The sequence below is a fragment of the Hydrogenophaga sp. genome, from assembly GCF_018780075.1.
Taxonomy (GTDB): domain Bacteria; phylum Pseudomonadota; class Gammaproteobacteria; order Burkholderiales; family Burkholderiaceae_C; genus Hydrogenophaga.
Genome location: NZ_JADMKB010000032.1, coordinates 12,722 through 27,072, shown reverse-complemented (window position 1 = coordinate 27,072; position 14,351 = coordinate 12,722). Strand labels below are relative to the sequence as shown.

At 68.3% G+C, this 14,351-nt stretch carries 12 protein-coding genes; all 12 read left to right on the top strand.

The features are described from left to right. Positions 1–30: 30 nt before the first annotated feature. The 12 genes from IV088_RS07295 (at position 31) to IV088_RS07240 (ending at position 14,348) form a co-directional block, all read left to right on the top strand. A complete protein-coding gene (locus IV088_RS07295; RefSeq protein WP_291099819.1) occupies positions 31–1,692 on the top strand; it encodes an O-antigen ligase family protein in 1,662 nt (553 codons plus the stop codon). A 147-nt stretch (positions 1,693–1,839) separates the two neighbouring features. Next, the gene (locus IV088_RS07290; protein ID WP_291099816.1) at positions 1,840–2,688 is read left to right on the top strand and encodes a type II secretion system protein; all 849 of its coding nucleotides are present in this window, start codon (positions 1,840–1,842) and stop codon (positions 2,686–2,688) included. A 174-nt stretch (positions 2,689–2,862) separates the two neighbouring features. After that, on the top strand, positions 2,863–4,413 hold the full coding sequence (locus tag IV088_RS07285; protein ID WP_291099813.1) for a hypothetical protein: 1,551 nt from the start codon (positions 2,863–2,865) through the stop codon (positions 4,411–4,413). 2 nt (positions 4,414–4,415) lie between these two features. Next, on the top strand, positions 4,416–6,050 hold the full coding sequence (locus tag IV088_RS07280; protein WP_291099810.1) for a GspE/PulE family protein: 1,635 nt from the start codon (positions 4,416–4,418) through the stop codon (positions 6,048–6,050). Next, positions 6,047–7,258, top strand: a complete 1,212-nt coding sequence (locus IV088_RS07275; RefSeq protein ID WP_291099807.1) for a type II secretion system F family protein — start codon at positions 6,047–6,049, stop codon at positions 7,256–7,258. The genes IV088_RS07280 and IV088_RS07275 overlap by 4 nt, the downstream gene beginning before the upstream one ends. After that, positions 7,255–8,811, top strand: coding sequence for a type II secretion system protein (locus tag IV088_RS07270; RefSeq protein WP_291099804.1), 1,557 nt, complete (start codon positions 7,255–7,257; stop codon positions 8,809–8,811). Before IV088_RS07275 ends, IV088_RS07270 begins: the two co-directional genes overlap by 4 nt. Before the next feature lie 14 nt (positions 8,812–8,825). Continuing rightward, positions 8,826–9,260, top strand: coding sequence for a hypothetical protein (locus IV088_RS07265; protein ID WP_291099802.1), 435 nt, complete (start codon positions 8,826–8,828; stop codon positions 9,258–9,260). Then, entirely contained in the window at positions 9,257–9,679 is a 423-nt protein-coding gene (locus IV088_RS07260; RefSeq protein ID WP_291099799.1) for a hypothetical protein, read from the top strand. Before IV088_RS07265 ends, IV088_RS07260 begins: the two co-directional genes overlap by 4 nt. A gap of 14 nt (positions 9,680–9,693) precedes the next feature. After that, positions 9,694–11,151 (top strand): secretin and TonB N-terminal domain-containing protein, encoded by a 1,458-nt coding sequence (locus IV088_RS07255; RefSeq protein WP_291099796.1) that lies wholly within the window; start codon positions 9,694–9,696, stop codon positions 11,149–11,151. A 1-nt stretch (position 11,152) separates the two neighbouring features. Beyond that, positions 11,153–11,995 (top strand): AAA family ATPase, encoded by an 843-nt coding sequence (locus IV088_RS07250; RefSeq protein WP_291099793.1) that lies wholly within the window; start codon positions 11,153–11,155, stop codon positions 11,993–11,995. Next, a complete protein-coding gene (locus IV088_RS07245) occupies positions 11,992–13,560 on the top strand; it encodes a tetratricopeptide repeat protein (protein ID WP_291099790.1) in 1,569 nt (522 codons plus the stop codon). Before IV088_RS07250 ends, IV088_RS07245 begins: the two co-directional genes overlap by 4 nt. Before the next feature lie 50 nt (positions 13,561–13,610). Continuing rightward, positions 13,611–14,348: a type II secretion system protein gene (locus tag IV088_RS07240; protein WP_291099787.1), complete on the top strand. Its 738-nt coding sequence runs from the start codon at positions 13,611–13,613 to the stop codon at positions 14,346–14,348. Positions 14,349–14,351 lie beyond the last annotated feature (3 nt).

Sequence of the window (14,351 nt, the reverse complement as noted above, 5' to 3'; positions counted from 1 at the left end):
CCCGTGGCGCCCATTGCCCCCCCTCCCGCCATGGATCGCTCCAACCCGCCTTCACGCACGCTCTCGCCCGTCACCTGGGCCTGGACCCTGCCCCTGCTGATCGTGTTCTGCTGGCCCAAGACCCTGGGGCCCTCGGTCAACGTGACGCCCTTCACGGTGGGCCTGCTGGTGGTGGCCCTCGCGGGCCTGGTGTTGCGCCCAGCGGTGCCGCGGGCGCCACTGGCCTGGCTGGCCATGGTGGTGGCGCTGGCGTGGCTGGGGCCGGCGACCGAATGGCTGTCCAAGGTCGCGCTGCTCGCGGCGGCCGTTGCCACCGCCGTTCTTCTGGGCCTGGGCCGCAAGGCCAGCGTGCAACCCCGCATCACAGAAGCCCTGGTCACGGCGACGGTGCTCGCGATGGTCTTCAACGTCGCGGCGGCCTGGCTGCAGTTCTTCGACATCGAGCGCACCCTGTACCCGCTGGTCAACCTGAACCCCAGCGCACGCCCCTTTGGCAACTTTCGCCAGCCGAACCACCTGGGCACCTTTGCGGTGCTCGGCCTGCTGAGCGTCTGGTGGCGGCACCGGCGCGGTCTCGATGCCACCCCGGTCACGGCGGTGCTGGCCCTGTTCGCCTACTCGGGCGTGGTGTTGTCCGGGTCACGCACGGGTGCCCTGGAGGTGATGGCGGTGTCGATCTGCCTGCTGCTGTGGTCCCGGCGCTGGAGCCGCTTTGAATGGGCGGTGTTCGTGGCGGGCCCGCTCTGGCTGTGGCTCATGGACACGGCCCTGCAAGGCCTGGTGCCGCTGCTGGGCGGCGACATTCAGGCGCTGCCCACGCGGGGCGTGCAGGGCGTGGGCCTGCGCCTCACCCTCTGGGCCGACACCTGGCAACTGGCCCTGAAACACCCGCTGTGGGGGGTGGGCTGGGGCGAACTGGGCCGCGCCCGGTTCGAGCAGCTGCCGGTGCGCTTCGGGCAAGAGAACGCGCTCAACGCCCACAACCTGGTGCTGCATGTGCTGGCCGAGTTCGGCCTGCTGGGCGGTGCCCTGGTGCTGGCGCCCGTGCTGGGGCTGCTGTGGCGCCTGCGGCCCTGGGTGCTGGCGCGCGCCCACCCGGAACCCCACCAGCTCACCACCCTGCGCTGGGCCTGGCTGGTGCTGGTGGCGGTGGGCCTGCACAGCCTGACCGAGTACCCGCTGTGGTACATGCCCTTCATCATCCCCACGGCCTTTGTGCTGGGCCTGCTCATGGCCAGCCGGCCCGACCGGGCTGACCACCACCGGCCTGCGACGGCGGCGGCAGCAGTCGCACTCTCATCGGCCCTGGCGCTGGCCACGGTGCTGGTCCTGGTGGACTACGGCCGCGTCAGCGCCGCCTTTGACCGGCAGGGCCGGTCGCTGCCCGATCCCGCGCTGGCCCTGAGCGTGCAGGACACCATGTTGTTCCGCCACTACGCCGACCGCGCCCTGCTGGAGCGGATCCCGATGACGCCCGAGCGCGTGCCGCAGACGCTGGCCGCCACCGAGCGGCTGCTCAGCTCGGGGCCCAACACCCTGCTGCTGTGGGTGCGGCTGGCCGCCCTGTGTGAAGCCGGGCGGCTCGCCGAGGCACAGGCGCTCGCCCAACGCTTTGCCACCCTGTACCCCGAGGCCCACGCCCGGTACGTCGAGCTGAAAGGCCCCGAGGCCCTGCAACGCTGTGGCCTCTGAAGGCGCCTTGATCCACATCAACCACCGTGCAAACGTCAATTTGTTTATCTTTTTTAACGTTATTGTTGTTTTTGCCGTTTAAAAATATAAACTGCCAGTGTCCTTCGGACATTTGTTAGTTTCTTCAATCCTTCTCAGAAAGACATCATGAAAACCCAACGCAAAGGCATCGGTCGCCAACGCGGCTTCACGCTGGTCGAAATGTCGGTGACCATGGTCATCGCGGGCCTGCTGTTCGCAGCGGTCACCACGGGCCAGGAACTGGTCGCCCAGGCCAAAGCCACCAAACTGGTGGGCGAAATCAAGCTGGCCGAAATGCAGCTGCAGCGCTACAACCAGGCCAAGGGCCGCTTCCCGGGCGACTGCAACGCAGACGGCATCATCGACTACGCGGCGGACGCCAATGCGGCATCGGTGAGCCTGCGCGGTGACACCGCCAACGCCTCGCGTGCAGCCGAGTACTCCTACTCCGTGCTGCTGCCCACCGAGCCGCTGGATGGTGCTGAAGCAACAGCACAGGAAAATGGATGCGCCCTCAACGGCGATGCCACTGATCCCCTCGCCACTGTCACGACCAGCACCACCAACGCCAACGTCTGGCTCAACGACCTCAAGCTCGCCGGTGTGGTGAGCGACAGCGCGCCCAACGTCAAGCTGGCCAAGCTGGTGCACGAAGACTTCATGTTCGTGGGCAAGGTCACGGACGGCGGCGGTGAATCGGCTGACCCAGCTGACTACAACGCCATCGTGATCCACAACGTGCCGCAGTGGATGGCGCGTCGTCTGTCGACCGCCATCAACGGCCAGGACGCCCGTGCCGACCGCTCGCGCCTGCGCCTGCTGACCCGCACCTCCACCGACGGCACCTACGCAACCAAGTGGGACAGCGCCACGGCATCCCCAGCCGCGGCCGAAATGCGCGACAGCATGGTCACGGTCGTTTACTTCTTCGACCTCGTGCCGGAATCGCAAGCCGGTGGCGCTAGCTCGATCTGATGACGGTTTGCTCACCCAGTGGCCCCTGGCCACCGGGTGAGCCCCTGAGGGGTTAGGCCCTTCCAGGCCTGGCCCCACACCACCAGCCCTTCCAGCCCCATCGCCGGCGGGGCTGGCTGGCGATCTCCCGATCCCCGTTTGATCTCCCGTTTCGTTCCACCCAACCCCCGTTTCATGAAAACCTTGCTCGTCGCCATGTCGCGCCCCGACACCGTCTACGGCACGCACCCGGCGCATTTCGCCGTGTTGAGCGGCCGCCAGGTGTTGCAGCACGGCCAGGGCGTGGCCGACGAGCTGCGCGGCCTGCCCGGGCGCGCGCTGCGCCTGAGCCTGGACTCGGCCGCCAACCTCACCGAGCGCCTGCGGGTGCGCGCCCTGTCCCGCCGCTTTGTGCCGGTGCTGGTGCAGCGCCAGCTGGCCGAAAACGGCGCCTTCACCGACCGCTTCCGCTTTCGCAGCCGCATGCTCTCCCTGCGCCAGGGCGAGGCCGAGGTGGACGTGTGCGCCATGCTCGAAGACGATGCCGAGCTGGCCCAGGATTTGTTGCCCAGCCAGGAACGCCCGCTGACCCATTTGCTCACGGCCGAGGCCTCGGTGGCGGCGTTCGTGGGCGCTGCGGCCGACGGGCCGGTGCTGGTGCACTGGTGGCACGACGGCGGCCTGCGCACCCTGGGGGTGCGCGACGGCCGCGTGGTGTGGCAGCGCGTGCAGCCCTTCCCCGCCAGCCGCCCTGACACCGCGTCCGACCAGTGGAAAACCCTGCTGGACGCCGCGTCGGCCAGCGCCCCCACCGAATTCGCCGGTGCCCACGGCCACACCATCCGCCTCGGCCCCGGGCCCTGGGCAGCCAGTGGAGACTGGGCCACCAACGGCTCGCGCGAACTGATCACCCGGCTCGGCGCCCTCTTCAAGGGCGTGCCGCCCGAGCAGCCGCTGAGCCACCCCGACCTGTACGGGCTCGCGTTCGCCGACCGCCAGCAAAGCCTGATCGTCAACGGCTACCGTCAGCGTGTGCTGGCCTGGCAGTGGGCGCCGGCGCTGGGGGCGCTGGCCAGCGTGGCCGGCGCGGCCTGCCTGGGCCTGGGCATCTGGTGGCACGCGCAGGCCGACCAGCAGATGGCCGCGCTGCAGCTGGAGCTGACCACCCTCTCGGCCCAGGCCGAGGGCCTGCAGCAGCAGCGCCCACCGGCCGAGGCCGTGGCCGCGCTGCGTTCGGCGGCCTGGCGCGAGACCGCGCTGGGCGCCAACCTGCGGGCCGATCACTTTTTGAAGGCCCTGCTGGCGGAGGTGCCCGAGGGCGCGCAGGTGCTCAAACTGAGCATCCAGCGCAACGACCTGGCCGAGGCCCGCGTGAAGGTGAAGGACGGGCAGCCCCTGAACGTGGCGCGCAAGGGCAACAAGGGCCCCAAGGCTGGGGACGTGCAAAGCGCCCAGGCCGCCACCGCGCAAACCCCGTCGCAGCCCGTCTCGGAGCCGGTGATGTTCACGCCGGCGGTGCCGGTGCGGCGCATGCCGGGCAACGGCGAACCGAGCTTCCGTGTCGACCTCAACATCGCCCTCGGCGGCGGCTATGAAGCGGCCAAACTCAAGTCGGAGGCGCTGGCCGAACAGCTCTCCAAACTGGGCCGGCTGTCCAACACGCGCATGAGTTTCCAGGACACGGGTGCCAAGGCACCGGGCGCCCGGCTGCAAACCCAGCTCACCATCGCGGCCGGGGCCTTCTGAACATGAACGCCCACGCCACCGGCACCGTCCGGCCCATGCCCCCCGCGGACGAAGCGCTGCTCGCCCAGCTCGGCGAGATGGGGCGGCTGAACCAGCAACAGACCGACTACGCCCGGCGCGTGGCGCGCTCGCTGAACGAGCCGGTGTCGCATGTGCTGCGTTTGCTGCGCATGACCAGCGACGCCGACATCGCGCGTGCGCTGAGCGGCCTGCATCAGGTGGCCACCTGGTGGCCCGACGCCGCCCAGGTGGATTCGGCCGCGCTGGCGCGGGTGCCTTTCGCGTTTGCCCGCCAGCACGGCTTGTTGCCGGTGGCCTTGCGCAACGGCGTGCTGCAGATCGCCACCGCCGACCCGGGCGACGCCGATGCGCGGCAGCGCCTGCGCCGCCATGCGCCGGGCGAGGTGCAGTGGCTGGTGTCGCCGCGCGCGGCCCTGACGGCCGCGATCGAAATGGCCTACCACTTCGCCACGCACCCGAGCGCGGCCGAGCTCGAACGCGAGCTGGCGCGGGTGGGCAGCGACCTGGACGGCGGGCGGCTGGTGAAGCTGGCGCTGGCCGATGGCGTGGAGCGCGGAGCGAGCGACGTGCACTTCAGCCCGAGCGGCTTCGCGCTGATGGTGTCGTACCGGATCGATGGCGTGCTGCAACTGCAGCATGTGCTGCCCTCGTCGCTGCACGGGCGGGTGGCCTCGGCGATCAAGGTCGAGGCGGGCATGGACATCGCCGAATCGCGCCGCCCGCAGGACGGCAGCTTCACGCTGCCACTGGCGGGGCAACAGTTTGACCTGCGCGTCTCGTCGATGCCCACCACCCACGGCGAAAACCTGGTGGTGCGCATCTTGTCGCTGCGCGGGGACGTGCTGCCGCTGGACCAGTGTGGCTTCTGGCCTGAGCAGGTGGCCCAGATCGAACGCCTGATGCGCGCGCCGGACGGCCTGGTGCTGGCCACAGGCCCCACCGGCAGCGGCAAGACCACCTCGCTGTACGCGGGCCTGCGGCTGATCAACGCGCTGGAGCGCAACATCATGACGGTGGAAGACCCGGTGGAGTACCACGTGCCGCTGGTGCGGCAGGTGCGTCTGAACGACCGGGCCGGCATGACCTTCGCCAGCGCGGTGAAGGGTTTTCTGCGGCAGGACCCGGACGTGATGCTGGTGGGCGAGATCCGCGACGCGGAAACCGCCACGATGGCGGTGCGTGCCGCGCAGACGGGCCACCTGGTGCCCGCTTCGCTGCACACCAACGATGCGGTGGGCGCCATCGGGCGCCTGCGCGACCTGGAGGTGCCGGCCTACCTGTTGTCGTCAACCCTGCGCGGCGTGATCGCGCAGCGCCTGGTGCGCCGCCTGTGCAGCCACTGCCGCGCGTCCGCCGGCGCGCAGCGCTACACGGCCGTGGGCTGCGAGCGCTGCAACGGCACCGGCTACCGCTCGCGCCTGGCGGTGGGCGAGGTGCTGGTGGTCGACGACAGCCTGCGCACCCTGATCGACGAACAAGCGGGTGAAGCGGCGATCCGGCGCAGCTTGCTGAGCCGGGGCTTTCAGCCCATGCGCAGCTGGGCACGGCGCCTGGTGGACGCCGGGGTGACGGACGAGGCCGAGCTGGACCGCGTGTTTGGCGAGGGGTCGGCGTGAAGATTTACTGGTACCGGGCCATGACCCCGGAAGGGTCGAGCGTGCGCGGCTCCGGCGAGCACGCCGACCTCGCCGAGCTGATGGACACCCTGGCGGCACAGGGCCTGCAGGCGTACCGGGTGTGGTCGCTGCCGGGCTGGTACACCGCGCTGTTTTTCCGGCCGCTGAAGCCGGGGGCGGTGGCGGAGTTCTGTTACCTGATGGGGCAACACCTGCGCGCGGGGGCCGATCTGCGGCTGGCGCTGGCCGAAGCGTCGAGCAGCGCCTCGACCGCGCGCTTGCGCATGCTCAGCGGGCGCCTCAAGCGCACGGTGGAACGCGGCCAGACGCTGGCCCAGGCACTGACGAACACGCGCGCCTTTCCGGTCATGGTCACCAACCTGGTGGTGGTCGGCGAAGAGACCGGCCGGCTGGGCGACATCTTGAGCAACGCCGCGGGGCAGTACGAACAGATGCGCCAGCTGCGCTCGGCGATCCAGCGCTCGCTGATCTACCCCTTGATCGTGCTGGTGATCTTGCTGCTGAGCACCGTGTTCTGGCTGCTGGTGGTGATTCCCAAGATGTCGTCGCTGTTCAATTCGCTGAACGTGGAGCTGCCCGTGGCGACCCAGCGCGTGCTGGCCGCGACGGACTGGCTGCAGCACAACGGCTGGTGGCTGCCGCTGGCGCTGGCGCCGCTGGTGGTGGTGCTGCTGGCGCTGGCCCAGCAGCCCGCGCTTCGACCGGTCTGGCACGCGGTGCGCTGGTGGGCGCCGGGGCTCAAACGGCTGGAACGCAGCCAGGTCTACCACGCGTTTTTCAGCAATCTGGGCGCCATGCACGCGGCCGGCCTCACCTTGAGCCGCACCCTGACTGTGCTGGTGGAACAACCCGTGAACCACCATTTCGGGCGCCGCCTGGGCCGCATCGCGCTCGGCGCTGGGCGCGGGCAGTCGCTGTCCGAGGGACTGGCGCGCAGTGGCGTGTTCGAGCGCTTTGCGCTCAGCCTGATCCGGCTGGGCGAGACCACCGGCACGCTGGACCAGCAAGGTTTTCGCCTGAGCGAACACTACGCGTCCCGTCTCAAGCAGCAGATCGAAACCGGTTCGCGCCTGTTCGAGCCGCTGATCCTGCTCATCCTCGCGGGGCTGCTGTTGCTGATCGGCACCACGCTGCTGGGCCCGGTGTACGAACTGGCGGCCCGCGCCTCGGCGGGCCTGAACCCATGACCCACACGCCCACACGCCGCCAGCGCGGCTTTCTCCTGATGGAACTGGCGATCGCGTTGCTTGTGATCGGGGGCCTCGTGGCCCTGCTGGTGCCCTTGTGGACCATGCAAGGCCAGTTGGAAAGTGGTCGCCAGGACACCCTGCAACTCCAGCAGGCACGCGAAGCGCTGTTGCAACAGGCGGTGGTGGCAGGCGGACTGCCCGCGCCGATCCAGTTCGAGGAAGGCGCCTCTGACGGGACCAGCGCCAGCAGTCACAGCGAGCTGAGCGACACCCTGGCAACGCTCAACGCAGGCTGGCCCGGCGCCCTGCCCGGCCACCTGCTGGGGGTGCCCACGGTCTCGCCCCTGCAGACCGCGTACTGGTACGACGTGCAGCCCGCGCTGCGAGGCGATGTCGGCACCGGTTTTTATCCGCTGGTCGACAACCCCTCAGGGGTCTGGTCGTTCGATCCGATCGTGACCCAGTTCGACCCCGACCAAAACCCCAGGATGTCCACGGGTGGGAACCGCAGCCAGCTGTGCCGCAACCTGAACACGCTGCAGGCGATCGATCAGGGCATCCGGGTGCACACGACCGGCAGCACGGCAAACTACGCGCGCGAGAACATCAACCTGACGCTGCCCCGCATCTGGGCCACCGGCTACGAGAGCCGGTTTTCCTGGGACAGTGCGCTGGGGTATGCCGGGTTCACGGGCGCGGGGACAGACGCGACCGACGATGCCTTTGACAACTCGTCGGCGGTGGCGTTTGCCGTGGTGCGGCGCCAGCCACCCGCCCTGCGCCGGCTGGACCGGCAAAACACGGTGTACCAGCAAGTGGGGCTCAGCGGCCTGGACCCCTCGCTGTCCGACCGGGGCTATCTCGCCACCGAGCCACAGTCCTACCCAACGTTGGGGGCCACGAGGGGTTTCCGCATCTACGAGAACCCGCGCACCCCCACGGTCGACGACCCCAAGTCAGACAACAACGACTACGGCGGCCTGGTGCAAGCGGTCTCGCTGGGCGAGTTCGCCGACACCCTGCGCCAGGCCGGGCTGTGCACCGCGCCGGCCGAAGCCTGCAAGGCCAACCAGCTTTTTGTGCGGTTTTCCAACCACGTGGGTTCGGCACCGCCCACCGGCACCGGTGAACGCCTGACGATGCGCTGGGAACTCGCGGAATGGGACAGCGAGCCCACGGACGCGGCCCTGATGTCGGGCGATGTGAGCAGCGGCAGCACCACAGACGGGGTGTGCCTGGACGCCTTTGGCACCGACACCGCCACCGACGCGCCCCACCGCCTGCTGCGCATTTCGTTCATCAGCCCCTCGGGCAGCGCGCTCGTGTTCCGCGAGGGGTTGTTCGTCGATCCCACCGGTACAGCCCCCCTGCCGACTGGCGACCAGGGCATCAACCGCTGGCTCAACCTGGATGCCCTGTCGGCCAGCGAAGGCGGCAAGACCGTCACCCTGTCGTGCACGGGCTTTCACGCTGTCTCTGCCGAAGGTGTCACAGGCACCTTGGTGGACACCGGGGTTGTGCCCACCTGTGCCGTGACCCAACTGCCCTGAACAGGAAATCACCCATGTCCTTGTCCTTTCACGCCAAAACCATCACCTGGCTGGTGCTGTCGTCCACGCTTCTGGGGGCGGGCATTCTGATGGCAGCCACCGGACGCACCGCTCGCCAGGCAGCGGAGGCCCAGCAGACCCTGCTGGGTGAGACCCGGACCAAGCTCGATGAAAGCCGTGGCCGGGCCGAAACGTACTCGACGCTGATCGAGCGCATCGGCTGGCGACCGGGCCAGGCGCTGCGCCACGAAACCATCGACACCAGCGCCACGATCGCCGGCCATGAAGGCGACCGACTCAACGAGATCCTGCGGGCCAACCATGTGGGCAAGGGCCAGTTTTTCCTGCGCTCGCTGACGCTGGAAACACAGCGCTCCACACGCAACGCGACCGGTTCGCTCAAGCTGAGCATCAAGGGCGACAACATCCTGGTGCTGGACCGCCCATGAAGCCATTTCTCCCGTTCCTTCTGGTGCCGGTGCTGGGACTGGGTGGCTGGGGCCTGTCGGCCCTGGCGCCCTCGCCCGATCCGCTGGTGATGCCCTCCGTGCTGAGCCTGGACGCCCCTCCCGCGCTGGGTGTGGCGCTGCCGCCTCCGCCCGGCGACGGTCCGGTGCCGGTGAGCCTGGAGGCGCTGCTGCCCATGGCGGAGAGCGAGGTGGTGCAACTGGCCGCCGAACAACCGCCACCCGAGGTCAGCGCCATTCTGGTGATCGGCCGCCAGCGACTGGCCCAGATCAACGGCACGCCCATGGTGATCGGTGAAAGCCTGGGCGATTTCCGCATTGCCGACATCGAGGCTGACCGGGTGCTGTTCGTGCAGACCTCCATGGGCCATCAGCGCTGGGTGCCCCTGAACGACCGATGAAGACCGACCCCAAGATGAATACCACTTATCCCACCCGCCTGACGCCTCCGCCCACCTTGCTCGTGCGTCGGATCTCGGTCGCTGCGGCGCTCTCCCTGCTGGTCGCCTGCGCGCCTTTGTCCAAACCGCTGCCGGGCTCGGATGCCATTCCGCCCACGGCCTATGGCCCGGTGAACGAACAACTCAAACGCGCCCAGGCGGCGCTGCCGCCCTCCGCCGCCGCGCTCCCCGCCGAACAACGCCTGCCGTCGTTCGACGGTGTCACCGACAAGGGCACGGGCCAGCCCGCGCTGTATTCGTTCAAGGCCAAAGACCTGCCGCTGCGCGACGCGCTGGGTTTGCTGGCCAAGGCGCACGGCCTGAACATCCTGGCCGACCCGGACGTCACGGGGTCGGTGAGCGTGAATTTCACGGATGTGCCGCTGTCCCAGGCGTTTGACATCCTGCTCTCCAGCATGGGTTACTCGTGGGACGAAGAGCGCGGCATCATCCGCGTGCGGTCTTCGGTCACCCGGACGTTTGAAGTGGACTACATCCGCTCGTCGGGCGGTGCGGGCGACGGCAAAGAATCGGGCGCGTTCTGGGGCGAACTGGAAGCCCAGATCAAGTCGCTGCTCTCGCCCAAGGGCCGCTTGGTGGTCAACCGGCTCACCGGCACGATCATGATCACGGACCTGCCGGCGAAGGTGGACGACGCCCAGCGCTTCATCGAGTTGATGCGCAATGGCATGTACCGTCAGATCGACATCGAGGTGCGCATCGTCGAGGTGACCCTGCGCGACTCGTTTGCCCTGGGGCTGGACTGGAGCCGTCTGCGCAGCAACCCGAGCAGGGGGGGAACGGCGTTCAACACCCTGATCACGGCGCCGCAGGCGGTCTCGCCCCTGGCCAGCACCATGGCGATGAGCTTCAACGGCGACAGCTACCTGGCGCTGATCGAAGCACTGCGCGAGCAGGGGGATGTGCGCATGGTGTCCCAGCCCCGCATCCGCATCCTCAACAACCAGACGGCCCGGGTGAAGGTGGGTACCGATGAGACCTTCTTCTCCCGCAGCACCAGCCGCACGATACAAAACGGCGGCGGCGTGCTGGACACGGTGAACGATGCGGCGCGCAGTGTGAACCTGGGCGTGGCGCTGACGGTGACGCCCCAGATCTCCGCCGATGGCTGGGCCATGCTGAACATCGCGCCTTCGGTGACCCGGCTGGTGGGCACCACGGCCTCGCCTTCGGGGGAAAGCAGCGCCCCGATCCTTGACGTCAGCGAGGCCAGCACGCTGGTGCGGGTTCGCAGCGGTGAACTGGTGCTGCTGGGCGGTTTGATCCAGGAGGAAACCAGTGACACCAACCGGCGCGTCCCGGGCCTGGGCGACGTGCCTTTGCTCGGCAATGCCTTCAAGAGCACCTACCAGGCAGGCAAGCGCAAGGAACTGGTGATTTTCCTGGCGCCGACCATCCAGGCAGGTCAATAGCGTGGGGGTCCAGGACAACACCCTCGGGAGCTGTTACGCCACGCTGGGCTTCAACAGCATCCCCTTCTCGATCACGCCCGACACCTCGCTGGCGTTCCCGGGTGCGCAGTATGTCAGCGCGTACAACCAGCTGTACTACGCCTGCACGAACGGTGCGCTGGCGGTGCTGAGCGCGGAGATCGGCCTGGGCAAAACGCTTCTGATCCGGTGCCTGATACGGGCCTTGCCCACGCACGTGAAGATTGCCTACCTGATCAACCCCCTGCTGGATCAGGTGGCGTTGCTGCGCGAAATTTATGCCGAGTTCAATGGGGGAGACCCGCCGGCCCACGAGCACCTGCCGTCGTTGCACCATGCCCTGGTCAACCTCGTTCTGCGGGGCGCGGCACGGGGCCATCGCTACGTGATCATTGTCGATGAGGCCCATCGGCTCAGCACCGAGGCGCTGGAGGCCTTGCGCCTGTTGTCCAACCTGGAAACCGAACAGGTCAAGTTGATCAGCCTGGTGCTGGCGGGGCAGCCCGAACTGGAACGAACCCTGTCGCTGCGCGCCATGCGACCGCTGCGCGAGCGCATCGGGGCCTGGCTGCGCCTGAGGCCGATGAGCCGTGGGGAATGTGACGCCTACGTGCGCCACCGCATCTCGCGCACGCACACCGACGGCCGTTTTGCGTTCACCCCCGCGGCCCTGTGGGTGTTGCACTGGCGAACCCAGGGCGTGCCGCGGCGCATCAACCTGGCGGGCGAACGAGCCGTGCTGCTGGCCAGCACGCACAACACCCGACGGGTCTCCTGGACCATGGTTTGGGACGCGTGCAATGAATTCGCAAAGGTCTGGAAATGAGCGCCATTGAAAAGGCATTGCGGCAGATTGACGAGCAACGGGGTGTGACGGGTCCGTTCGCGGGCATGTCGATCCCGGCCAACGACACCCTGCAGATGTCCTCCCCGAGATCTGGTCCACGCTGGGGATCGCTGTTGCTGACCGTCGCAGCGGCTGCCTTGGCCTGGTGGCACATTTCCGGCTACTGGCAGCCACTGACCCGTGCCGAACCGGCCCCGCCCACACTCAGCGACGTCAGCCAGGCGACCGCGCCTGCCGTGGTGCCCCCGACCCCACCTTCCGCAGCGCTGCCATTCGCCGCAGGGGGCGAGCAGGACACGGTTCCGGTCAGCGACACGGGGTTCACGCGCCCGCCCTGGCTGGACCAGGCCGGCCAGGCCTGGGCAGGCGGCCTGCGGAACGAAGCCGCATTGTTGTGGATGACGGGGCTGCGCAGCGAGTCACCGGCCACACTGGCACTCCAGGTGGCGCAACAACAGCCCCTCGAACAGGCCGAAGCGCTGTACCAGCGCTGGTCAGACCGACTGCCAGTGCTCATGCTGCGGAATGGCAGCTTGGAGTCCAGTCTCTGGACGGTGCTGGTCCTGCCCGCCCCAGAGGATGTGGAACGGGCCCAGGCCGAGCTGAAGCAGGTCCATGGCGCGGCGGTGCAATGGGGCAGTGTCGCCCACTGGATCTCGGCCGTGGCCTCCGAGCGAACCAGTCCCGCGGCCGACACCAGAGGGCCTGCAGTCGCAGTTGCAACAGCGACGACACCTGCTCCAGCCGCAACGTCAAATCCAGCACCAGCACCAGCACCAGCACCAGCACCAGCATCACCGGCGCGAGCAGCGAAGGCGGTCGGCACAGACGCCCGCCCTTCGGCCCCATCATCGGACGCCGTGCTCAAAGCCGCCATGTCGCCATCGCGTCCAGCGGAACCTGGCCCGGTGACCACGTCTGCTGCGGCACCCCAGGTGGCCAGCGGCCCCTCGCAGGCAGCGCCCAGCACGCCCGAGACCAGCAGAGTGCCCCAAGGCCCGGTGGAGGCACCGGAACTGAGCCGCTCGGTGGCCACGGCCGCTGGTGACGCACGGGCCGCCCCACCTGCCGCTCGCGCCATTGATGTCGATTTCGACACGGTGGAACAACGGCTGGCCAAGGGCCAGCACGAACAGGCACTGGAGGGCGTGCTGAGGCTGGAGCGGACGATCGGTGTGAACTGGCGCACGCGGTACCTCGCCGGGGTTGCACTGTCGAGTCTCGGTCGCTGGGACGAGGCACTGGCGGCACTCGGTAGCGCGCAGGCGAAGAACCCCGGTCACGCCCGTGTGCCCCTGTACCTCTCGGTGGCCCAGCAAGAACGCGGTGACCACGCCGCCGCCATCGCCACGCTGGCGAAGGCGCTTGAGAGCCATCCGGCCATGCCTGAACTCTGGCTGAATCAGGGCCACTCGCTCCAGGCCATGGGCCGCGGCGATGAAGCACAGATCGCGTACTGGCGATTCATGGACCTGAGCACCCAGCGGGCCGACCTGCAAACCCAGCGCGCATGGGTGCAGCGCCGAACCATCAAAGTCAACTGATGCCCGGACTGCACGCCCCCCGACGGGCGATCCCACAGCGATCACACACCATGCCCGGCCCGAAACACACTCAGCGCGGCTTCTCGCTCATTGAAATGGCCTTGGCGCTGGTGCTGATCGCCATGCTCATGGCCATGGCGCTCGCGTCACAAGGCTTGGTCGATCAATACCGGCAAAGCCAGTTCATCAACCATGTCCGGGTGCTGGAATCCAGTCTCCAGGCCTACCGCAGCGTGCGTGGTCGCTGGCCGGGCGACTGCAATCGGGACGGCTTGATGGACCACGCCTTGTTGGGGACCGACACCGCAGAGGACCTGGATTTCGCGGTGCCTGTGACCCTGAATGCAGCGGACAGTTCGACCTCCCTCTACGCGCTCGGCACGGTTTGCCCGGCCTCCACCCTGGACCCCTACAGCGAGGTGAACGTGGTCTACAACGAGCTCAAGCTCGGTGGTCAGACCCCGGCTGGACAACCCAACCGATTGGCCGCTGCGCACAAGCTGGGAGGCATGACCTTTCTGGGCAACTTCAACATCGGGGCCCTCGACGTGGAGGCGCTGGAAGACCGGTTCAACGCGATCGTCCTCACCGGTGTTCCGATCGCTTCAGCCAGGAAGCTGGCGGTGGCGATCGACGGCTTCGACGGCAGCGCGGCCAACCAGAACCGCGTGCGACGCAGCGACGACATGAACCTCTTCGAACCGCTCTGGACCGCTGCAGACGAAAGCGATGACAAGCAGATCACCGTCGTGGTGTTCTTCGACCGCATTCCACCCACAAGCCCTTGATCC

Coding starts and splice junctions, on each gene's coding strand:
- IV088_RS07245 (WP_291099790.1), top strand. CDS start 11,992: ATGAGCGCCATTGAAAAGGCATTGCGGCAGATTGACGAGCAACGGGGT.
- IV088_RS07285 (WP_291099813.1), top strand. CDS start 2,863: ATGAAAACCTTGCTCGTCGCCATGTCGCGCCCCGACACCGTCTACGGC.
- IV088_RS07265 (WP_291099802.1), top strand. CDS start 8,826: ATGTCCTTGTCCTTTCACGCCAAAACCATCACCTGGCTGGTGCTGTCG.
- IV088_RS07255 (WP_291099796.1), top strand. CDS start 9,694: ATGAATACCACTTATCCCACCCGCCTGACGCCTCCGCCCACCTTGCTC.
- IV088_RS07260 (WP_291099799.1), top strand. CDS start 9,257: ATGAAGCCATTTCTCCCGTTCCTTCTGGTGCCGGTGCTGGGACTGGGT.
- IV088_RS07240 (WP_291099787.1), top strand. CDS start 13,611: ATGCCCGGCCCGAAACACACTCAGCGCGGCTTCTCGCTCATTGAAATG.
- IV088_RS07270 (WP_291099804.1), top strand. CDS start 7,255: ATGACCCACACGCCCACACGCCGCCAGCGCGGCTTTCTCCTGATGGAA.
- IV088_RS07290 (WP_291099816.1), top strand. CDS start 1,840: ATGAAAACCCAACGCAAAGGCATCGGTCGCCAACGCGGCTTCACGCTG.
- IV088_RS07280 (WP_291099810.1), top strand. CDS start 4,416: ATGAACGCCCACGCCACCGGCACCGTCCGGCCCATGCCCCCCGCGGAC.
- IV088_RS07295 (WP_291099819.1), top strand. CDS start 31: ATGGATCGCTCCAACCCGCCTTCACGCACGCTCTCGCCCGTCACCTGG.